This window comes from Sulfidibacter corallicola, assembly GCF_017498545.1.
In the GTDB taxonomy this organism is placed as follows: domain Bacteria; phylum Acidobacteriota; class Holophagae; order Acanthopleuribacterales; family Acanthopleuribacteraceae; genus Sulfidibacter; species Sulfidibacter corallicola.
The window spans coordinates 7,080,660-7,101,034 of the sequence record NZ_CP071793.1; the positions used below are offsets into that span (position 1 = coordinate 7,080,660).

At 54.1% G+C, this 20,375-nt stretch carries 16 protein-coding genes, 5 tRNA genes and 4 pseudogenes; 18 read left to right on the plus strand and 7 right to left on the minus strand.

All coding sequences use genetic code 11. The annotated features are described in order from the left end of the window. The first annotated feature begins 924 nt into the window (after positions 1 to 924). From J3U87_RS21995 to J3U87_RS22020, 6 genes are all read left to right on the plus strand, one after another. A tRNA-Leu gene (locus J3U87_RS21995) sits at positions 925 to 1,001 on the plus strand. Positions 1,002 to 1,011: 10 nt separating this feature from the next. Continuing rightward, a tRNA-Tyr gene (locus J3U87_RS22000) sits at positions 1,012 to 1,095 on the plus strand. A gap of 3 nt (positions 1,096 to 1,098) precedes the next feature. Continuing rightward, positions 1,099 to 1,172, plus strand: a tRNA-Leu gene (locus J3U87_RS22005). An 8-nt stretch (positions 1,173 to 1,180) separates the two neighbouring features. After that, positions 1,181 to 1,254 (plus strand) — tRNA-Leu (locus tag J3U87_RS22010). Positions 1,255 to 1,257: 3 nt separating this feature from the next. Continuing rightward, positions 1,258 to 1,331, plus strand: a tRNA-Leu gene (locus tag J3U87_RS22015). A gap of 99 nt (positions 1,332 to 1,430) precedes the next feature. After that, positions 1,431 to 2,351: an ATP-grasp domain-containing protein gene (locus J3U87_RS22020; RefSeq protein WP_237377929.1), complete on the plus strand. Its 921-nt coding sequence runs from the start codon at positions 1,431 to 1,433 to the stop codon at positions 2,349 to 2,351. Between the two features lie 337 nt (positions 2,352 to 2,688). On the opposite strand, the gene J3U87_RS22025 is transcribed toward J3U87_RS22020, so the two are convergent. Then, positions 2,689 to 3,300, minus strand: a complete 612-nt coding sequence (locus J3U87_RS22025) for a hypothetical protein (RefSeq protein ID WP_237377930.1) — start codon at positions 3,298 to 3,300, stop codon at positions 2,689 to 2,691. A 617-nt stretch (positions 3,301 to 3,917) separates the two neighbouring features. Here J3U87_RS22025 and J3U87_RS22030 point away from each other — a divergent pair. Together J3U87_RS22030 and J3U87_RS22035 are read left to right on the plus strand one after the other, a co-directional pair. After that, a complete protein-coding gene (locus tag J3U87_RS22030; RefSeq protein WP_237377931.1) occupies positions 3,918 to 4,811 on the plus strand; it encodes a DUF4338 domain-containing protein in 894 nt (297 codons plus the stop codon). Next, a complete protein-coding gene (locus tag J3U87_RS22035) occupies positions 4,811 to 6,415 on the plus strand; it encodes an IS66 family transposase (RefSeq protein ID WP_237377932.1) in 1,605 nt (534 codons plus the stop codon). Before J3U87_RS22030 ends, J3U87_RS22035 begins: the two co-directional genes overlap by 1 nt. On the opposite strand, the gene tnpB is transcribed toward J3U87_RS22035, so the two are convergent. From tnpB to J3U87_RS22050, 3 genes and pseudogenes are all read right to left on the minus strand, one after another. Then, a complete protein-coding gene (gene tnpB, locus J3U87_RS22040; RefSeq protein WP_237377933.1) occupies positions 6,391 to 6,753 on the minus strand; it encodes an IS66 family insertion sequence element accessory protein TnpB in 363 nt (120 codons plus the stop codon). The two genes, J3U87_RS22035 and tnpB, sit on opposite strands and share 25 nt — an antisense overlap. 1 nt (position 6,754) lies before the next feature. Further along, positions 6,755 to 7,243 carry a hypothetical protein gene (locus J3U87_RS22045; RefSeq protein WP_237377934.1) on the minus strand — a complete coding sequence of 163 codons (489 nt, stop codon included), beginning with the start codon at positions 7,241 to 7,243 and terminating at the stop codon, positions 6,755 to 6,757. Between the two features lie 561 nt (positions 7,244 to 7,804). Further along, positions 7,805 to 8,101, minus strand: a pseudogene (locus J3U87_RS22050) (Imm8 family immunity protein); the annotation flags it as partial. Between the two features lie 721 nt (positions 8,102 to 8,822). Here J3U87_RS22050 and J3U87_RS22055 point away from each other — a divergent pair. The 3 genes from J3U87_RS22055 (at position 8,823) to J3U87_RS22065 (ending at position 11,322) form a co-directional block, all read left to right on the plus strand. Then, on the plus strand, positions 8,823 to 9,401 hold the full coding sequence (locus tag J3U87_RS22055) for a hypothetical protein (protein ID WP_237377936.1): 579 nt from the start codon (positions 8,823 to 8,825) through the stop codon (positions 9,399 to 9,401). A gap of 773 nt (positions 9,402 to 10,174) precedes the next feature. Continuing rightward, on the plus strand, positions 10,175 to 10,618 hold the full coding sequence (locus J3U87_RS22060) for a hypothetical protein (protein WP_237377937.1): 444 nt from the start codon (positions 10,175 to 10,177) through the stop codon (positions 10,616 to 10,618). 392 nt (positions 10,619 to 11,010) lie between these two features. Continuing rightward, positions 11,011 to 11,322, plus strand: coding sequence for a hypothetical protein (locus J3U87_RS22065; protein ID WP_237377938.1), 312 nt, complete (start codon positions 11,011 to 11,013; stop codon positions 11,320 to 11,322). Between the two features lie 295 nt (positions 11,323 to 11,617). Here J3U87_RS22065 and J3U87_RS22070 read toward each other — a convergent pair whose 3' ends face one another. Next, a complete protein-coding gene (locus J3U87_RS22070; protein ID WP_237377939.1) occupies positions 11,618 to 11,983 on the minus strand; it encodes a PmbA/TldA family metallopeptidase in 366 nt (121 codons plus the stop codon). 857 nt (positions 11,984 to 12,840) lie between these two features. Here J3U87_RS22070 and J3U87_RS35515 point away from each other — a divergent pair. From J3U87_RS35515 to J3U87_RS22105, 7 genes and pseudogenes are all read left to right on the plus strand, one after another. Then, positions 12,841 to 13,380, plus strand: a pseudogene (locus tag J3U87_RS35515) (ParB/RepB/Spo0J family partition protein); the annotation flags it as partial. Positions 13,381 to 13,744: 364 nt separating this feature from the next. After that, positions 13,745 to 15,142, plus strand: a complete 1,398-nt coding sequence (gene istA, locus J3U87_RS22080) for an IS21 family transposase (RefSeq protein ID WP_237377941.1) — start codon at positions 13,745 to 13,747, stop codon at positions 15,140 to 15,142. Further along, entirely contained in the window at positions 15,139 to 15,906 is a 768-nt protein-coding gene (gene istB / locus J3U87_RS22085; protein WP_237377942.1) for an IS21-like element helper ATPase IstB, read from the plus strand. The genes istA and istB overlap by 4 nt, the downstream gene beginning before the upstream one ends. After that, entirely contained in the window at positions 15,899 to 16,060 is a 162-nt protein-coding gene (locus J3U87_RS22090; protein ID WP_237377943.1) for a hypothetical protein, read from the plus strand. Before istB ends, J3U87_RS22090 begins: the two co-directional genes overlap by 8 nt. 87 nt (positions 16,061 to 16,147) lie before the next feature. Beyond that, a pseudogene (locus J3U87_RS35135) lies at positions 16,148 to 16,636 on the plus strand (IS66 family transposase); the annotation flags it as partial. 84 nt (positions 16,637 to 16,720) lie between these two features. Further along, positions 16,721 to 17,776, plus strand: a pseudogene (gene tnpC, locus J3U87_RS35140) (IS66 family transposase). 23 nt (positions 17,777 to 17,799) lie between these two features. Then, positions 17,800 to 18,105: a hypothetical protein gene (locus tag J3U87_RS22105; protein ID WP_237377944.1), complete on the plus strand. Its 306-nt coding sequence runs from the start codon at positions 17,800 to 17,802 to the stop codon at positions 18,103 to 18,105. A gap of 214 nt (positions 18,106 to 18,319) precedes the next feature. On the opposite strand, the gene J3U87_RS22110 is transcribed toward J3U87_RS22105, so the two are convergent. Then, positions 18,320 to 19,207: a hypothetical protein gene (locus J3U87_RS22110; protein ID WP_237377945.1), complete on the minus strand. Its 888-nt coding sequence runs from the start codon at positions 19,205 to 19,207 to the stop codon at positions 18,320 to 18,322. An 895-nt stretch (positions 19,208 to 20,102) separates the two neighbouring features. Then, a complete protein-coding gene (locus J3U87_RS22115) occupies positions 20,103 to 20,327 on the minus strand; it encodes a helix-turn-helix domain-containing protein (protein WP_237377946.1) in 225 nt (74 codons plus the stop codon). Positions 20,328 to 20,375 lie beyond the last annotated feature (48 nt).

Consider the following 20,375-nt stretch of genomic DNA (forward strand, 5'->3'; position numbering starts at 1 on the left):
AGGATTAACTCTGAGATGAGGCTACAACCGCTGAGGACGCGGGCGTCGTGGTGCAAATAGTGACCCTGGACGATGTTGGCATCGTTCTGAGAGTTCACCATTAGGGGCCCTTTGAGGTGTCCAAACGTTCGGACACCTCAAAGGTCGAGCGAGGGCGTCAAACATCGACGACGAGGATGCCGTGGAACAGGTGGCGCTTGCGATCGTGGAGGGCGAGAGCGTCATCGCGCAGTTGAACAAGTGAGTGAACACCTGGCTGTCGGGTTCACGAGGTACGAGTCGTTTTTATGGACACCGTGATGTTTTCGTCTAGATTGAACGAGAAATTTCTAGGCTGGGGCAAGAAAAAATCTTGAAATGAAAAACACTTTGCATCAAGGTGGCGAGGTGTTTTGGGCGGTAATGACCTGGAAGAAAAAAGTTTATCTTGTTTTTCGGGCTCGTGCTACGGCTTGATTCAGTTTTTGGAATTCGCTTTGCTATCCCTTTCGTTTAGCGCATAGCTTTTGGTAGATTCACTGAACCCTTGCTGCGCTCCATCAGGTAGTGCTTATCTTTTTCGGACCATTTTCAAGGAGATCATCATGAATATCCATTCGATACCATCGAATGTCTTTTCGGCAGAACGTCCCTATGAGACCACTGCCCTTCTCCTTTATTTGTATTGTGCCTACCTAATTCTACGATTGGGATAAGCTCCCCAATCCCGCACAAAAGAACTCAACCCCTTTTGAGGGGGGGAGCGAGTCGACGAACGGTGTCAATTCTATTCGTTGGTCGTGAATGCCGCATTCTACTTACGAGATCGCTGGCTGGTTGTATGTATCTGCATACATCCCCTGCACAGGAATTCATAAGAACAGAAGCAGACTCAGGCAATCGTGATCGGGTGGTTGGGAAGTCAGCGTTTTTCGGTCATCGCTTGGGGATGTAGCCCAATTGGAAGAGGTACGCGACTCAGAATCGCGATGTTGTGGGTTCGAATCCCACCATCCCCACCATTTCACTTCAGGGAGTGTATCCCGAGGGCGAAGGCACCGGGCTGTAGACCCGTGATATTCAGAAACGTTGTAGGTTCGAATCCTACCACTCCCACTTGAGAATGTGGCCCAATCGGCAGAGGCAGCGAGCTTAAAATTCGTGTGTTGCGGGTTCGATTCCCGCCATTCTCATCGCTCACCGCGTGGTAATCCAAATGGAAGAGGTGCCAGACCGAGAATCTGGTTGTTGTGGGTTCGAATCCCACCCACGCGATTCGGGGATGTAGCCCAACTGGCAGAGGTACACGGCTCAAAACCGTGATGTTGTGGGTTCGAATCCCACCATTCCCATCTTGACTTTTGTCCAACTAGACGAAATGGTTTTTCCTGGTGAACCTGGGGTTCATCAGAGGCCCTTTCCAGTAAATACTCCCCAAGAGAGGCGTGACAGTGTTAATACTCTACAACCTTGATCCCTTTGAAATGAAAGGGATAGATGAAGCCTTTTGCGAAGAAGCAAATTGTGCCAGATCGCATGGGTTTTCCGTATTCCCTTTTGATCACGATGAAATTTGTAACGGTTCGCCTGTTCGAGCTGTACGTTGTATTCCCAAGGCCGAGGTGCCGCGGAAAGGGCTGTGCCGAAGTTGGATGTTGACGCCACATGAATACGAGCGATTGTATGCGGCCTTGCAGGACCGTGGTCTTCAACTGATCAATTCACCCGAATCCTATCGCCATTGTCACTATCTGCCGGAATCCTACGAAATAATCAAGGACCACACGCCTGAGACGGTGTGGATTCCCTCAAATCAGCTCTCCGATGAGTCGATTGCAAAGGCTCTTGCTCGATTCGAGGGGAGCGCTGTGGTTATCAAGGACTACGTCAAATCTCAGAAACACTATTGGAATGAAGCCTGCTTCATTCCCGATGCTTCGAACCTCACACAGGCCAAATCAGTTATTGCACGCTTTCGAGAATTGCAGGACCAATGCTTGGAGGGTGGGCTGGTATGTCGTCGATATGTGCCATTACTCCAAATTGGCACACATCCGCGTAGCGGCATGCCGCTAGGATTGGAGTATCGAATCTTTTTCTTTGAAGGGCATGCGGTGTTGACAAAGCCATATTGGCCGGAAATGAAGACAGATCATGAAGAGGTTCCATTGGATCGCTTCAATCAGATCGCAAGTCAGGTCAAAAGCCAGTTCTTCACCATGGATGTAGCCAAAACGGAATCGGGATCTTGGTTGATTGTTGAGCTAGGCGATGCGCAAGTTTCAGGATTACCCAGGCCTGCAGATGCAGAGCTTCTATTCCAAAATTTGAAGAGCCTTTCTGACGAAAACCAATCGGGGCTGGGTATCTGATTGACCAGCCCGCCTCCTGCGGAGAGGCAGCGTGGACGAGGCGGCCTCGTTGTTCGCGGTCCGGTTTCATCTCGCCGCAGGAGGGAGGAATGTTCGAGTGCGAAAGTGATGGTGACGCGCGCGCGTCGCGTGAGTTTTTGTCTCTGTCCACCCGGTGGACACCCAAGTTTACGAAAAGGATCCTGCAGGTGGCGACTAGGTTCATCTGGAGAGACCACTTCACGAGCAAGGAGGCTGTCGACGACGAGGCTGTCGTTGCGCAGGTCATGGGAGGATGATACTGACATCGCCAGAGGAGTTCACGAAAAAGGTTCTGCTCGCGTCGATTGGTGATCGTCTAAGGGTGCGGTTCGATCACCAGTGTGTCCAAAATGTCTCGAATCTCTAGGCGTATCCCAGTTGTATCATCTTTGGGAGTACCCGCGCTTATCAAAAAGTAATGGTTCCCTCTTGGCACGAACCAGAATTCGGAACAGGCGGGAAAGGATTGCCCGTCTTGTGATCCAGCCGTATAAGTAATGCGCGCGTAGGCGCCATTTAGGTTGGAGATGACGATGTCGGTAGGTTTTTGAACTACCTCATAATCTTTAAAAACCTTTTCGAGTTCGGCCAGGTTTCCTCGAACAATCTCCTTCGGATCTTGTCCCTTGAGCTCACCCAGAGGTTTGATAAAAATCTTTAGGTGTGGGTTCAGATCGTCGAAGGTTTCCTCATATTTATTCATGGCAACTAGGGGTGTGGTGGAGTATTTGAGGAGCTTATCTTTAAAACCTTCATCGATCTTTTTCAGCTTCCCGAGGTTCTCCAGATGTTCTTCACTCGAAGTGAATCGCCAAGAAGCCGGCTTAGAAATTTTCAAACCGATGGTGGTGTCCTCAAATTGATGAGGAGGATCAGCGAGAAAAGACAAGGATGTTGCAAGGAGGCAAAAAGAAAAAATGGTTTTCATAGATCATGCCCTTTAAATTTGTCAGCGAAAACAGAGGAGTAGTTTTCGCCCGTCTGAATGTACCATAGCGTGAAATCTCAGGCTGGAACTATCCCTGTCGCGAGGGCCCAGCGAAGACGGGAGCCACCTCATTGAGTAGGCATCCGTGGAAGCGCCATCTACCTTCGGTCCTCTTCTCCTCTGGGCGTTAAGGAAAAGGATCCTGCACACAGTCAAAAGGTTCACCAAATTGGCTTTTTCTCGGACACTTTTTGCGGAGGGCCCGAACGACATATGTGTATGGGCTCCGGAGAGGTTATCCGGTAGTACGTTGAGCAATTTTCTCACCGACGATAAAGTAAAAGTGCCCTTCATCGTCAAGAAGGGTGAACACCAAGAGCTCAGGTGTCAAATCCTCGAACCTCGAGTAGATGAAATCGCGCTCATCGGAAGTGCTGAGCCTTAATGAGCTTAAACCGAACGAGTTAGGAATTTCGATATATTGAACCCCAGTGAATTCAAGTATGTCCTGTTCTGAGTTGTAAATCGTTTGTGTCCCTCCGGTGAAGGGAACCGATCCTAAAAAAATCCTGGACATTTGCACCGATCGTGGCTAACCTCATGCTGGGAGGTCAGCCATGGAAACTGCGACACCATTTCGATTTTGTGGCAATCCCGTCTCGCCAGAGGAACTCGATCTGATCAAGGAGATGGCCGAGGAATTCTGGGGGATTAGCCGAACGGAATTGGCCGAAACGCTCTGTGAGTTGCTTGATTGGAAACGACCCAGCGGTCGACTGAAAGGCGTGGAATGTCGTCAATTCCTCGAACAGCTCGAGGCCGCCGGGATCATTCGCCTGCCCAAACCCCGCCAGGGGAAGCCGAAAGGCGCGCGGGCTAAAGCCGGGCGCAGCGACCGTGGCGATGCCCAGACACCCATCCAATGCAAGCTCAATGAGTTGGGAGGCGTGGTCCTGCGCCATGTCACAACCCCCAAGGATCGAGCGCTTTGGAAGGAGCTCATGGATCGCTATCACTACCTTGGGTTCAAGACGCCCTTTGGGGCCTGCCTTCGTTATGTCATTCAAACCGCCGAAGCGGAGCCCCGCGTGTTGGGATGCCTTCAATTTTCTTCACCGGCCTGGGCCCTCGAAGAACGAGATCGGTGGATTGGATGGACCCCGGAGTCCCGTAAAGCGAGGCTTCAGCGGATCGTCCAGAACTCGCGCTTCTTGCTTCTGCCTTGGGTCGAGGTCAAAAGCCTCGCCAGTCACGTCCTGAGCCTGGTAACCAAACAGCTCCCCGACGATTGGGAACAGGCCTTCCACCAACGCCCCCTGCTGCTGGAAACTTTCGTCGACACGCAACGATTCACCGGAACCTGCTATCGCGCAGCCAACTGGAGATACCTGGGGATGACCAAAGGCCGCGGCCGGATGGATCGCGAGGGACGCAGACCAGAACCAGTCCGTGCGATTTGGGTGTGCCCGCTGCATCGAAAGTGCCGCGCGTTGTTGCGCGGAGACGTTTGATGACAGGCCCGCTGGTGGGACCCGAGCGGACGGCACGGATCACCGCGCTCCGCGACAAAGTCGAAGCGGGTCTGGAACTCGGTGAAGCCGAATGTCTCCTGATGTACGCGTGCACGCTCGACTGGCTGGCGCTCAAAGACCTGCTGGTGCAGCAAGGGCTCACGCTGAAAGCGCTCAAGGCCTTCTTGCTCGGCCAGGAAGCGGAGACAGGCGCCGATCTCTCGCCGGATCAGGGAAAGGGTCAGGCGCAAAGCCGTCCGAAACGCCCCAAAAAACCGGCGCCCAAGGGGCACGGCAAACATGCCGCGAAGGATTTTAGGGGCTGTCGCCAGGCTGACATCACCCCCGACGGTCTGACCCCCGGCGATCCCTGCCCGGAGTGCGTGGGTGAGAGGAAGGGCCGGCTTCACCAACACAAGCCCAGCCGCCCGCTGATGCGGTTGCGCCTCAACGGCAGCGCGCCCATCACCGGCACCGTCTATCGCGGCTTTCCGCTGGCTTGCAGCAAGTGCGGCGCGGTCTTCGCCCCAACCTGGCCCGATGACGCGCAGCGCGAAACCTACGCGGCCTCCGTCAAAGCGACCGTCGCCATGCTCCGTCATTGGTACGGCTTTCCCGCCTACCGCCTCGAAAAACTACAGCGCGAGCACGGCATTCCGCTTCCCGATGCCACCCAGTCCGATCTGATCGCCGATTGTGCCGCGGCTGCCGAACCCGTCTTCCACGCACTCTACGCCGAGGCCGCCAAAGCCGATCTCTTTATCATCGACGACACCTCGGCCCGAATCCAGACCGTGATTCGCGACCACAAGAAACATCCCGACCAGGAACGCTACGGCGCCCATGTCACCGGCATCATCGCCCGTACTCGAGAACGGGACCTCCATATCTACCGCGTCGGCACGCTTCACGCCGGTGAAAACCTGGAAGATCTCCTGGCACTGCGCCCCGCCGATTTGCCGAGGCCGATCCAAATGAGCGACGCGGCGGCCGTCAACACCGCCCACCCGTGCGACACGCTCGTCACCTATTGCCTCCAACACGCGCGAGGCCAGATCGAAGACGTCGTCGACCACTTCCCGGGCCCCTGCCGCAAGATCCTCGCATGGATCGCCGAGGTGTACCGTGTCGAGGAAGAGGCTCGCGTTCAAGGCATGGACGATCAGGCACGCCTGCACCACCATCAGGCCTACAGCACGGCCCCGATGAACACCCTGTTCGCCTACCTGACAACGCTCCTGTCGGAGCGGAGGGTGGAGCCTGCCAGTGGCTTGGGTAAGGCTGCGATCTACATCCTCAAGCGCAAGGAGTCGCTTACGCGTTTCCTGAATGTCCCCGATGTGCCGCTGGATTCCAACGCCGTCGAGCGGGCACTCAAGTGTGCCGTCCTCATTCGCAAAAACTCCCTGTTCTACCACAACGAAGTCAGTGCCTATCGGGCCGGGACGCTCATGACCCTCGCCGGTTCCTGTGTCGCCGTCGGCCGCGATCCCATCTCGTACATGACCGCTTTGGTCGAGAACCGCGATGCCGTCGCCACGGCACCCGAGGACTGGCTCCCCTGGCGCCTGCCCGCCGCTCAGTTCGAAACGCTCGGTTGCTGAACTCGGCGCCATTCCGGCGCATAGCCGGCCGACCGGGGATCGCCGTGGTAGAGCAACACCTGGAGATCGCGCGCCGAAACCTGCCCGCCACCTTCAACCGGCCACCATTTCAGTTTCCCACGCGATAGACGCTTGTAGCACAGCCAGAATCCGGTGCCGTCATACACCAAAATTTTCAAGGCCGAAAGGGTTCGGTTACGAAAGAGAAACACGGCACCACTGAACGGATCGAGATTCAGCAGGCGTCGGCACTCGGCGGCCAACCCATCGATGCCACGTCGAAAGTCCACTGGCTGACAGGCGGCGAAGATGCGCATTTGGGGCACGATTTGCAGCATGTCACCCTCCCACGAACGAGGTGGCGATGGCCTGAAGGTGTTCCATACTCAAGCCGGGCGTGTGGATCTCCAGCCGCATTCCGTCGGGCCGGCTCCAAACCAATCGCCAGTCCCTTGCTGCGACCCCGTCGGAGTTCATCAAGTCGTGTTCTTGGTCCGCCGGCATTTTGAGTTCCACAAATTGGGGCCCGGGTTGGGACGATTGGGTGGGGCCCTCTATTTCGGTTTCCGGTTTGCTAAGGTCACCCGATTCGGTCGAATCGAGCACCATCCCAGCCTCCACGGCACGCCGTTTCAGATCGGTCATGTTGCGTTTGAGAGCGCTGGCAACACGCCAAGGACGAAAGTGATCTAAAAGTTCACAAGCGAGCTGCCAAAGCGATTCGGGGATGGGTTCCCTCGCATGTTTTTTGTTCAATCGCCATTGGGTGAAGGCATTCTGTGTCTTGGCGAGCCGAGCCAGGTGAGGCTCTTCCTTATGCTGATCCACGGTGCTCCTCCTGATGTCGATCAGTGACGTCCAGGAGCTTCACTTTATCCAATCCTTTCCCTGAATTCACGGCCCGCCACCGGAGGGACACAATCGTTTCGCTCTGGCCTTCTAGGCGCAGAGTGCCTACACCAAAACTTTGGAGGCTGTACCTTTCCCCCAAAATCACCTTGTCAAGGGCTCGTTGGGCAACTTCTGCAAGGTCGTTTTTGAGAGGGGGCGAAGCCCGGGTTGGTTTGTGTCGCGGCTGAAATCTCGTTGAAGTGGGTTCTATCCGGGAGACCTTCCATGAGTTCCCCGAGCGCTGCAATTCAATTGAAACTTCCTCATTGGCGAAGAAATCGTCGACCAGAGCAACGGAAGCATCGAATGGTATGGATTCACCCGACTGATTTTGAATGACTCCTTCCCCCTTTTCCTTTGACCAGACAGCGATGCGCCACATAAAAAAATACCTCGCGATTGTTTCCTCCACTGGAGAGAACCTTATCACGTCGGTGGTAGTGGTTAACAATTTCGATCCTGCCGGCCTGTATATCAAGTAGAGGCCGAGAGCGAGAATCACAGTTCAAATCCCTCATACTCCCAGCAAAAATACCTTTTCAACTTATCCACACTGGACAACCAAGTTTCACTTTCGCAAGATTCAACAATTTGGACTAGCCATCGCCAAAGTTCCTCAAAGTAGTACGCTTTCATGACCACCAAAGGAGGTTGAGCCAAAATCAACCCATGGATCTCATCTGAGCTGTTTTGATCTTTTAAGCCATCAGGCGTGGCAAGATGAAGCGTGAATTCATCTGCGCCACGTTTTCCTTTTTGGCCGATTTTTATTAACAAGTGCACAGAAACCCTTTTTGGATCCTTTGGTTCCTAAGTGCGGATATTAGGGTGATTTTCGACACTCACAGAGTGAATAACTAGCCTTGTTCCCACGATCAAAACTCCGGATCCATGGCTCAACTGATTGGAATGACGGGCAAGATAGCTCACTTTCATCCTGAGAAAGAGTACCCACAATGGCGAAAGGAGTCAATGAGACGCCTTTGTGACTCGTGGTCTCGTATGGGGACCTGGATCGCTTGGTTTCCTATTGGGCCATTTCAATACAGAGGTACAGCCGCACCGGTTTCACCGGCGGAGTTCAAGAAAAGGGTCCTGCTCGTGACGACCAGATAGGTGACGTTGCGATCGAAATCCTCGAGAACCGAGGACGAGGGTGTCGTCGTGCAGGTGGCGTCCGCGGCCGCATGAGGAAGTTCACAAAAAGAATCCTGCCAGAGGTGACCAGGTCCACCGCACCTCGAAAAACCAAATATCGGAGACGTACAGGTTGCCATCGTGTAGGTGGTGAACGTGGACGACGACGCCATCGCCCAGAAAGAGTGGAGAATTTCCAAGGATCGGAAAGTGTGGGAGTGATGGTGACGCGCTGGCGTCACGTCAGTTTTCGTGCCTGACCACTGGATGAATACCCAAGTCTAGGAAGGGAGTCGCCCAGACGTAAACTCATCTCACTTGGTTCTGTATTGCCTCTACGTACATGTTGCTTTGTAATTTTAAATAGCATGAGTAATTCTTGCGTGATGGTATGAAAATATGTTTCTATAAATGGGCGCATGGTATTATTGTGCTCGGCGGCATGGAGTTTAAGGGAATGGAGGTGACAGACGTGTTAGATGATGTGAATTTAGAAGATTTGAAAAAATTGTACAAGGAAGATAAAATCGCTCAGGGTTTTTTTGATATTATTGCACAGAGAAAGAGAGGGCGAAAAGTAACTGATGTTAATCAAGTTATAAAAATGCTTAAAAAGGAAGATGTGAAGGTGAATCGACAGGATGCATCAAGTCTTCTTCGTACTCTTGAGAAGATTGGTTGTGGAAAATATATCCCAGGAAGACACTCCTATCGATCTCGTATCGAATGGGATGTTTCAATGATTAGTGTGGGGCGAGCAGCAAGCGGTGAGTCGGAGGAAGTGGAAGAGTTTGATGAGGACATTAATGATGTCGAATCAGGCCTGCTAGCTCACTCATTCCATTTGCGGTCGGATTTGACTGTAGAGTTTGAACTACCAGTCGATTTCACGAAGAGTGATGCTGATCGACTCGCTAGCTTTATCCGAACATTGCCTTTCGATCTAGATGATGACTAACTTGTCGGATTCTTTTTATGAGAAGTCCAAACATTAGGACCTCTGAAATGTTGAGCAAGGACTTAACTCATCTCGACGAGTGTGTGATCGCGCTGATGACGTTCGTGCCCGGGCTGTTTCATCGGGGAAGTTTACAAAAAGAATCCTGCAAATGGCGACCAGGTCAGCCAGGCCACCTCAGACCTTGAGGGTGAAGGGAGAGAGCGATGTCCACCAGGTGGCGTCAGCGACTGGGTCGGTTTCATAGGGAAGTTCAGTGATAGGGTTTTGCCGGCAACGACCAGGTTCACCTGAAGAGACCGCGCCTTTAGCAAGTCGGGCGTCGACGACGAGGGCGTCGTCGTGTGAGTACTGACCGTGGACGATGCTGCCGTCGTCGAGGGCGTTAACCACAGATGATGCAACGCTGGCGCCTAACTGCGACTTTGTGTCCCGCTTGAGGCGCGCGAGTCTGAATCGGAGAGGCGTCGTCTCGAGTCCTTTTGGCGCTTATGTTCGAGGTGGTGTGTCCGCGGATTCACAGTGGGACCCCGTCTCCTGGAATTTGAGAGATCGGAGGACATCGCCATGGCTGACCAATTTTTCGTGATCGTGCGATCAGATTCTTTCCAAAGCCTTCAATTTTGTAATTGATACCTATAGCGGTTCGCGGCTTGTGCCGACAGTGGCCTTTTTGTGATCGTTTTCACGCCAGATCCTTATTGGCGCAGACCCAAGCGTTTAGGTGCGTGGCGGTTTGACGCCCCCAATAAATAAGGCTCGAGGTGATGGAAATGAATTTGTGTAGTACGTGTGTCGAGAATACTAAGTACGTACAGCGTTTGGAGCGGTACGGAAAGCGAGGGCGGTGTGCCTTTAATCCGAACCACACCGGAGCGGTTCAGTCAGTTTATTGGTTCACCCAGTTTCTTGATCGCGATTTCCGCGCCGCCTACGAACATGGCGAAGAGTATCCCATCATGCCATTCGATGGGGATCGGCCGGATTTCGACCACTACGGCGAAACGCTCTTTGCCGCCGTTATGAACTTTTTGGTTTGCAATCAGGACCTGGCCAAGACCATAGCGGCCGAACTGATTGACCAGGAACCATCACATTCGAAGAGTGGAAGTTGCTTTTACGCGGACGATGTGATGTATGAGTTGAAGCGGGATGCCGACGCGCGGCGTGCGGAGGAGTCTCGGGATTATCACGAAAGTTACGGAAGCGGAACTTGAATTCGTTGGGATCTGGCGGCGAAGTCAACAGTGACCGACACATAGGTTATTTTGGGGAAGTTCGCATTCGGCGTAGGCGTGCCCGGTTCGTTCCCCTTTGACAACGTGGATCCTGCCCGCGGCGTCCAGTTCGAGGAAACCGAGTATCGGTGACGTACAGTTTGCCGTCATGCAGGTGGTGATCGTGGTCGAAGGTGTTGTCCCGCAGGTGAGGTTCGCGCCCGGACCGGTTTCATCGGGGAATTTCAGAAAATAGATCCTGCGTTGACGACCAGGTAGAGGATGTTGCGGTCGAAATTCTCAAGGATAGACGACGAGGGCGTCGTCGTGCAGGTGGCGTCCGCGACTGGGTCGGTTTCATCGGCGAAGTTCAGGAAAAGGATCCTGCCGGCGTGGACCAGTGCCCCTGCCCCTTGAAGGTGGACGACGAGGGTGTCGTCGCGCAGGTAGCGAACGTGGACGAAGGCGTCGGGATGGTGAAGGAGAGGAGAGTATTCCTAGAGTTTGAAGAGGGTCGTCTCCAGGCGAATCCAACTGTAGTTAACGCGCTTCTTACTGCCTGGTTGATCGTCGAGCTCGATCAACTTGAGTATGAAAAATCCGTTGTCAGTAGCCTCGGTGACCTGACTATTGAGGGACAGGACGTGATGAACAGTTCTCCCATCTGGGTAGGTGATTCGAATGTTAGCACCGTAAGGACCTGAGGTGATCAGTTCCACAACGATGCCAGTCCCGGGGACCTCCAGCTTGTCCATGCCACGCTTGCGATGGCGCTCCTCGCGCAAATCCATCGTCGTGATGTAGGGTTGGTAGCTTCGAGGCCTCATCACGTCGTGGTAGGTTAGGATAGGGCCAGGGTGAGGTCCTGCTGTTGTGGCTGACTCTGGAGCGGCCAGGAAAGAGAGCAGAATAACTGCACACGTGATCATAACTTCCCCCTTTAGGGTGATTCTTTAACATCCGGATTAAGTCAGGTTACGCGCATTATTTGCGTATGGTTTATATTTTTTTAATGTCTGTATTTTTGAGTTTGCGTTTTCTTTTCTTTTTGACTGTAAGCCTAATGCCTAAAGATAGTTTCGCCAACCCCCCACTGTGCGGGTAAAATGGGCGGTTGCCAACAGTGACCGACATATAGGAAATTTTTGGGAAGTTCGCATTGTTCAGATACTCGGCGTAGGCGTGCCCGGTTCGTTCCCCTTTGACAACGCGGATCCCCATACCTTCTTCGAGGGAAGAGCTACGTTTTTTAAGAATGCCAACTTCCATTCCTTGGCAGCTGAATCGATAAGTATCGCCAACAATACGGTTCACTGCCGACCACTTAAATCGTTTGCTATCTATGCCGCACTGCGTCAAGTTCAATCAAACGTTCCTTTTCCTGAACTTTAAACAACCCTGACTCGGGTTCACTAAACAGGTACAGTAAGGGTTAACCATTCCCGTTCAATTTTTCAAAGTAAAATAAGTAAACGATGGGAGGTAATACCATTACGTGTTGACGCTTTCCTAAACGAACCCGGGTTTTGCTCGGTACAGGACCCTGGGTCCGTCTGCTGAGCAGGGTGCTCAAAACCTGACCCGGCATCGGCGCAGTCAGGTCGAACATATGAAAATGCCAGGTTACCGAAACCCGGGAGCTCAGGCATGGCCAAACAACGGTGTCGTGGATGTCGATGCTACTTCCGTCGACGTCCCCAAAACGCCAATCAACGCTTCTGCAGCAAGCCAGAATGTCAGCGTCAACGCAAATCCTTGTGGCAGAAGGAAAAACGCAAGTCAGATCCTGACTACCGCGCCAATGATCGCGAAAGTCAACGCGTGTGGCGGGCTCGAAACCCCGACTACTGGCGCCGCCGCCCACCTCGGAAGCGCCCTCCGGCGAAGTTTCCACCAGTCCCCAAGCCGCGTAAACCAACCCAAGCAGGCCGACCGTCCCATCGCGATCGCAATGAGGACGCGTCAACACAGCAACTCACTGTGAATATTCAGGTTCTGGGACAGCAGGGCGACAGAATGCGCGTCAATGAGGACGTGTCGAGATGCCAACCTGCTGGAAGTGAACATCTTATACGGATTTACGTAAGGGGTATGGCAGCGGTCAATGAGGATGCGTGACTGCATGAATTCAACGCTATTACCGGATGTTGATCGACCAGCAACACGCCGGTGTCAATGAGGACTCGTGCTCATCCTCCGCCGCACCGTTTAGGCTGGGACGCATGACTGCCACCAAACCCCTTCACCGCGCATTGGAAGTCCATCAACTCCAACGACCCTTCGGCCATCACCGAATCTTCGATGGTGCCGCCATCGATGCACTTGCTCGCGATCTCGATCGCCGAGGCCAACTTGTACCGGTCTCGGTGGCTCGAGGCGCCGACGGCCAACTGGTGCTGTTGGACGGCTACCGTCGGTTGGCGGCACGCGACAAGCTGCGTCGTGACACGGTGCAGTGCGAAATCTGGCCGGGAGACCCGACTCAGGGTCTCCTGACCCTGCTGGCACGGATGGGCGGCCGTTGCTGGGACGCACTCGAAGAAGGCCTGACCCTGCGCTATCTCCACGAAGAACGGGGCATGACGGCTGAAGCGATCGCGCAGCAATCCGGCCGCAGTCAGAGCTGGGTGCGGAGTCGGTTGCGGTTGGTCTCGGAGGTGCCCGAGGAAGGCCGCACGGCGGTGATGCAGGGACGGCTTTCTCCCTGGGTCGCCGTTCGGGTGATGGCGCCGTTGACTCGCGCCAACCCGGCGCATGCGCGCCAGGTCATCGAAGCGGCGGCCAAGAACGGGCTCAGCAGCCGCGAGTGGCGTGATTGGTTCGAGGCCTACCGGGGCGCCAATCAAGTGGTGCGCCAACGTCTGGTTGACCAGCCGCGACTGTGGATTGAAGCCAAGCGAGAACGCGAGCTGGCTGGTGAAGGCCGTCAGCTCGCGCAAGGGCCCGAGGGGAAGTGGCGAACGACCTGTCGCCACCTGGCGAATGGACTTCGCGGCTTGCGCCGGCAACTGCCGAGTCTGTGCCAGGGCCTGGACGAGACGGGTTGGGCCGCCGTGATGAGCGACGTCGCGAAGGTGACGCGGGAGTGGGAGGCATTGCAGAAACAATTGGAAAGGAGACAGCACGATGTTGTCAGAACCCATTCGGGAACAGATCAAGAAACTTCATCAGCAGGGCACGCCGCTGCGGGAGATCAGCCGTCAGACGGGTGTCTCGCGCAATGCGATTCGACGCCTGATCCGTCGCCGAGCGGAGGAGACCCCGCCTCCGGCCACGAGTCGACTCCATCGCCACAGCGAGCTGATTCACGAAATCTTCCAGCGCTGTCGCGGCAACGGGACGCGCGTGCACGAAATCCTCGAACAGGAACACGGCATTCGGGTCGCCTACAGCACTCTGACGCGGTTTCTTCGCGAGGTTCACCTACGTAACCCGCCCGCTTGCAAAGGGGTGTATACCTTCCAGCCCGGCGAGGAAATGCAGTTCGACACCTCGCCCCACCGAGTCCTCATCGATGGCCGCACCCAAACCCTGCAGTGTGCCGCCTTGGTGCTGGCCTACTCGCGCACCCTCTTCGCCGCCTACTATCGCCGATTTCGACGGTTCGAGGCCAAATGCTTCCTGGCCGAAGCGTTTCGCTACCTGGACGGTGCCGCGCGCACCTGTCTCATCGACAACACCTCGGTCGTCCTGGCCGCCGGCAGCGGCGCCAACGCGCAGATTTCGCCTGAAATGGCGGGCTTCGCCCGGGCCTACGGAGTCGCCTTCGCGGCCCATCGCATCAACCATCCCGAGCGCAAGGGGCGCGTCGAGAGGCCGTTCCGCTATCTGGAAACCAACTTCCTGGCAGGACGTGCGTTTGCGTCGTTGCAGGACCTCAACGCCTCGGTTCGGGATTGGTGCGATCAGGTCGCCAATCGCAAGGTCAAACGGGTGCTCGGCATGTCCCCGCAGGCGGCCTACCTCATGGAGAAGCCCGCGCTTCGCGAGCTTCCGAAAGTATGCCCGCCGGTTTACGAGTCGCTGTTTCGGATGGTCGACACGACCGGTTACATTCACGTGGAGCGCAACCGCTATTCCGTGCCCGAACGGTTGGTGGGCAAGCGGTTGGAGGCGCACCGCACCCTCTCCGAACTGAAGGTGTATTTTCGCGGGGCGTTGGTCGCCGAACACGGTCTCTGCGAGAAGCGCGACCAGCGCATCACCTTGGACGCCCATCGCCAGCGACGCTTTCTCCGGGAATCGCGCCAAGGGACCTCGGCCCAGGAGGATCTTTTACGCGGTCGCAACCCACTCCTCGACACTTACCTCGACCGCTTGAAGACACGCGTGCCCGGCCGCGGCGTCCACGCCATGAAGCGCCTGTTGCATCTGGTTCGAACCTATCCCGAAGAGGCCTTCTTCACCGCCCTCCAACACGCCCACCATTACGGGCTCTTCGATCTGCATCGATTGGAGAAGTTGGTTCTCGACGAAGTCGCCGGGGATTACTTTCAGCTTGCGGGCGAGGAGGATTTTCAATGAGGTTGAAGCTCAAGACGATCTTGGATGATCTCAAGTTCCGGGGCATGGCTGCGGTATTGGATCGCGAACTCGACCGCGCCCAGGTCGAGGGCCTTCCCCTGGAGGATGTGCTGTACCAGTTGCTGTGCGAAGAGTCCCGCGCTCGCGCCGAGCGGGCCATGGCTTACCGAACACGCCAGGCCAAGCTGCCCCGGGACTGGGCGCTGGAGAGTTTCCCGTTTGACCTGCAGCCTGGGGTCGATCGCGCGCGCATCTATTCATTGGCGACCCTGGATTTCCTCAAACGGGCGCAGAACGTCGTGTTCATCGGCACGCCGGGAACGGGCAAGACCGGTCTGGCGATTGGGTTGGCGCGCAAAGCGTTGCTCGACGGTTATCGGGTCCGTTTTTACAACGCCCAGGACATGCTCGACGATTTGTTCGCTTCCCTGGCGGACCGAAGTACCTCGCGGGTTTTGAAGTCGATGGCTTCCTACGACCTCTTGGTGATCGACGAGTTGGGTTATCTCTCGCTCAAGCCCGAACAGGTCAATGCCTTCTTCAAGTTGACCGAGATGCGTTACGGCAACAAGGCCACGATCATCACTACCAATCTCGATTACGAGAAGTGGTATCAGTTATTCAATCGCAAGCCCTTGGTGGATGCCTTGTTGGATCGACTCCGCCACCATTGCATCACGATCAAAATGAATGGGCCGTCGCTGCGAACCCCTCAGCATCCCCACCCAATCGAGGCGGCGGAAGCGGGAGACGCTCATGACTGATCGTTGCAAGCCGGGACCCTCTGAACCGATTTGGATCATCTGGAAGCTCCTCGAACAGTTGGAGGAAATCCACCGTTTGATCTGGGCGTTGTACGAGGAGCCGTTGATGGAACTGATGAACCTCCCCGAAGACCCAACTCAATTCACCGAATAATCCTCACGACAACACGATGAGAAACACAGGCCCCCACCATTGGGGGTCTTTTTTTATGCCCAGAGCCCGACTTCGCATCAACTTAGCATGCGACATGTGCGCATCGCCCGGGTCTCGTTCTCCGGGTCAAAGGTGGGTTCGTTGCCGATCGCGTCAACAAAGGACGCGCAAATCGCGGCGTTGTACCAGCATATCGGACTTCTGGAAGAGCAGCTAAGATTGTTGAAGGCCAAGACGTTTGGGCCCAAGAGCGAACGCATGAGCCAGTTGGTCGGCCAGCAGGCGTTGTTCGACCTGGATGCGCTTGAAGCTGACGAGAAGCCCGCCGACGCCGAGGCTGCCTCCGATGATGATGTGCGCGAGACGATCACCTACAAGCGTCGCAAAAAGCGCGGGCCACAACCCTTCCCGGACCACCTGCCGCGGGAAATTCACGAGTACGAACTCCCCCCGGAAGACCGGCAGTGCGCCTGCTGCGGCGAAGAAATGACCGTGATCGGCAAGGGTGTCACGTGCGAGCTGGAGTACGAGCCTGCGGTCGCCAAAGTCGTCGAACACCATCACTACAGTTACGGCTGTGCGCCTTGCAAGCAGGCCGACGAGGTCCTGGAGGCTCCGATCAGGTCTGCGCCGCGCGCGCCGCGCCTGATTCCCGGCAGTATGGCAGGATCCGGCCTGCTGGCCTTCGTGATCGCCTCCAAATTCGTGGACGGCCTGCCGTTCTACCGGGTGGAACGTCTCATGGGTCGGTTGGGTGTGAAGCTGGGGCGAGCAACCATGTGTAACTAGGCGCGCCATGTAGGCAACCGCTTGGAACGGATGTGGGAACTGCTGCTTGCCCAGGCAAGGCAGCACACCTGGCTCCAGATGGATGAAACCACGGTTCAAGTCCTCAACGAACCCGGCAAAGAGAACACCACGAAGTCGTTCATGTGGGTGATTCGCGGTGGACCACCGGATACACCCATCGTTTTGTTTCATTATGATCCAAGTCGATCGGGCTCAGTGGCGGCCCGATTGCTGGAGGGATTTCAAGGCACGGTCCAAACCGATGGCTATGCCGGCTACGACTTTTTGGGTCGCGCACCTGGGGTGGTGCATGCCGGCGATTGGGACCATGTTCGCCGCAAGTTCGCGGACGTCCGCAAAGCCTTGGGACGAAAAGGCAAAGGTGGGAAAACAGGCAAAGCGGATGAAGCCCTGAAACTCATTGGCGAGATGTACGAACTCGAACGCGAGGCCAGGGAGAAGGGCTACTCGGCCGCAGAGCTGTTGGTCATGCGCGATCAAAAGTTGCGACCGAAGATTGGCGCGTTCAAAGCTTGGTTGGATCATTTAGCAGGCCGCGTCCCACCCAAGAGCCTCCTGGGAAAGGCGATTCATTATGCGCTGGGTCAATGGCACAAACTGGACCTGTTCTTGGACCGCGCGGAGGTCCCCATGAGCACGGCTTTGGTAGAAAACGCCATTCGTCCCTACGTGATAGGCCGAAAAGCGTGGCTATTCAGCGGCAGCCCGGAAGGGGCTCAGGCCAGCGCGCGGATATATAGCATCGTCGAGACGGCAAAATTAAATGGTTGGGAGCCGTACGCCTATTTAAAGCAATTGTTCGAGCGCCTGCCTACCGCCGAAACCGACGCAGATATCGCACGCCTCTTGCCAACATGCGCTCCAGAACCCAACACGAGCCCTGCAGAGCCCGACGCGACGCAATAAGCGCTTACGCAGAACAAGACGTCTTGAGCAGACATGCGGCGCCGTCCGATGCCCAGCTTCAGTTCGCAGGGTGTCATGGCCTCGAGGCGATCGGGATCGTCTCGGCCAGGAAGATGAGGGGTTCCAGCGCAAGCGCGACGGTGATTGAGGCGCGCTTGTTTCAAGACCAGTGCATGGCGGTCGAGGTCAGCTTCGAGCCGTTCGAGGATCTCAGGGAAAGTATTGAGAAGATTGAGGAGTTCGTCATTCGCGTAGGCGAAGTCGGAATCGGGAAAGGCGATCAATTCGAGTTGGAATGGGAATGGAGTCATAGGGTCCATGAGAGATAGCAACCTGCAAACATTGATGTTGACCCGAAGAGAATACCTCATCTCGCGGTGTTGTTACTCGGAAATATGCTCCCATCCGAACATTTAAGAAAATCACGAAATACGTTCGCAGGAAGACGCCAGCCTTTCGGGCTGGCGTCAAGCTATCAATTCCTCCGTTTCGGGGCCACCTCGACGACTAACAATGCTCCCACATTGCTCAAGGAAATGTTCATTACTTTGTGTTTGAGTCAGGATGCTGTTTATCAACATCCCCAAAATATCCATTCTCAACAAAAATAAAATTGTCTTTTAATGGGTGATTCTTTATTGCTTCTGGGCCATTTAAATCGATTAAATTCTCATTAATTTCTTCTTTTATATGGAAGTCTAAACTACTTGCAACAACATCAGATCCAATCGCGTTTTCTTTCGCTTCTACTCTTAGGTCTACGTAGCCATTCTCCATTTTGACAGAAAATGAACCCAAGGCACCTTTGATCGTTTCTGAAGTTTTTACGGCTTTTTTTTCAGATGGGATAAAGCCCTTAGCCACTATTTCAGTTGTATCACCTAAAGAGACTAGATGTTTTATCACCCTTTCAAACTCTTGCTCAATCGGCTTATCCACATTGTCGGTTATAACGATAAAAGGTTCGCCAGCATGATGATCCTCATAGAAAGCTAGAGCTTTATTGAATAGCCCTTCAAATAAATCAACATGCAGCCTTTCCTTTATTGATCGGCTATTAATTTTTAGATCACCTTGTTTCTCTGCCTCCTTCACGCTCTGCATTCTTAAGTCATCTAGGCGCTTGTTTGAATCATAATAACCTTGAACATAAACTCCTTCGTAAATACATGGAACACCTTCGCTTTTTACGAAATTGTATATTTCCTCCCGGACAAGTGCCTTGTCTTCTAGAGGGGCGTCAGTGATATGAACCTTCTCAATGCCAGTGAAAAATCTTCTTTTGATATCCTTTACTAAATCTAAATATTTCAAATACTGCTGATCATTTAAAAGAAGGCCAGCAAAAACACCGAATTCACCTGAAACTTTTTCTTGATTGGTAGACCAACCCTTTTCACCCGCTTCATCACAAATCAGATACAAAGACATGGTATGCTCCTTTTTATTACCCAGGCAGATGTTATTTTGATTATGTACTAACTTGTCTACCTCGAATATTTGATTGGCTTTATTAAAAATCTGAGAAACTGTTCAAACTTCCATGTAGGGCTTGCTGAGCAAACCCCAACTTCTCGGCAGAAATTGGCGTTCGATCTGCACAAGTAAGGTGCGAACAAGATCTATCATCAGGTCACTATTTCAATTCAAAACAAGAGTGATGAAACTGTCTGGTTTAGGCTTATGTTACACTAGCCGCTCCCGGTCAACGAAGCAGACAATCACCTAGAAAGCGCACAGTGCTCACATTTTATTTATCATACCCATTTCGGATCGTGTTTGACTCACAATCAGATTTGTTGGAGCATCCTTCGGTTGCTTTGCCTACGACTTCTTCATTGGGAGCAATACGGCGCCAGTGCCATTTCCCAGAACGGTCTTTGTAAAACGCCCAGCGATCCTTTGCCCCTTTACCTGAGGCCCTAACATATCCATGTCGCCGGGCATTTTCGATGCAGCTTCTCTTACTCGAGTGCCCTACACTGGTTGCACCAACAATGTTTCCATTGGGAGAAGTCCAGCACCAGCGCCACTCTCCCGCTCGATCTTGATAGATTTCCCATTTGTCAGCCATGTTCGCCTTCTCTTTGCAAGGAAATTGTTGGACATAGGCATCCGCCAATATCTCATGCGAAAATCAAGAGTATTTTGGCTCAAAAAGAGTCTATGTTAGTTATGAGCGGGATACGCCCCCCCTGAATTACCCAACTTTCTCTCAAAAGTTGGCGATATGAGTCGGCCTGATCGGCTCCTCTCAACACAGAAAACCTGTGAGAGAGCATCAATTGCTGCATTGACCGGCTTTTGAATTACGAAACAAAAAAAATCAAAGCCCAGCTTTTTTCACCAGGTCGGCGGCCGAAAGCTTTAGAGCGTTGGCGATTTTTATGATGTTCGCCAGGGAGATGTTTCGCTCTCCTCGCTCTACGGATCCAATGTAGGTGCGGTGCAGCCCGACTTGATCGGCCAAGGCCTCCTGCGATAGGTCGAGACGCTCTCGTTCTTTTCGTATTACCGCACCTAGGCGGGCCTGGGCCTGCTCGTTGTTCATGCCCTGAGCCTAGTCGCTTGATGACTATTGGTCTACAGACTATAGGTA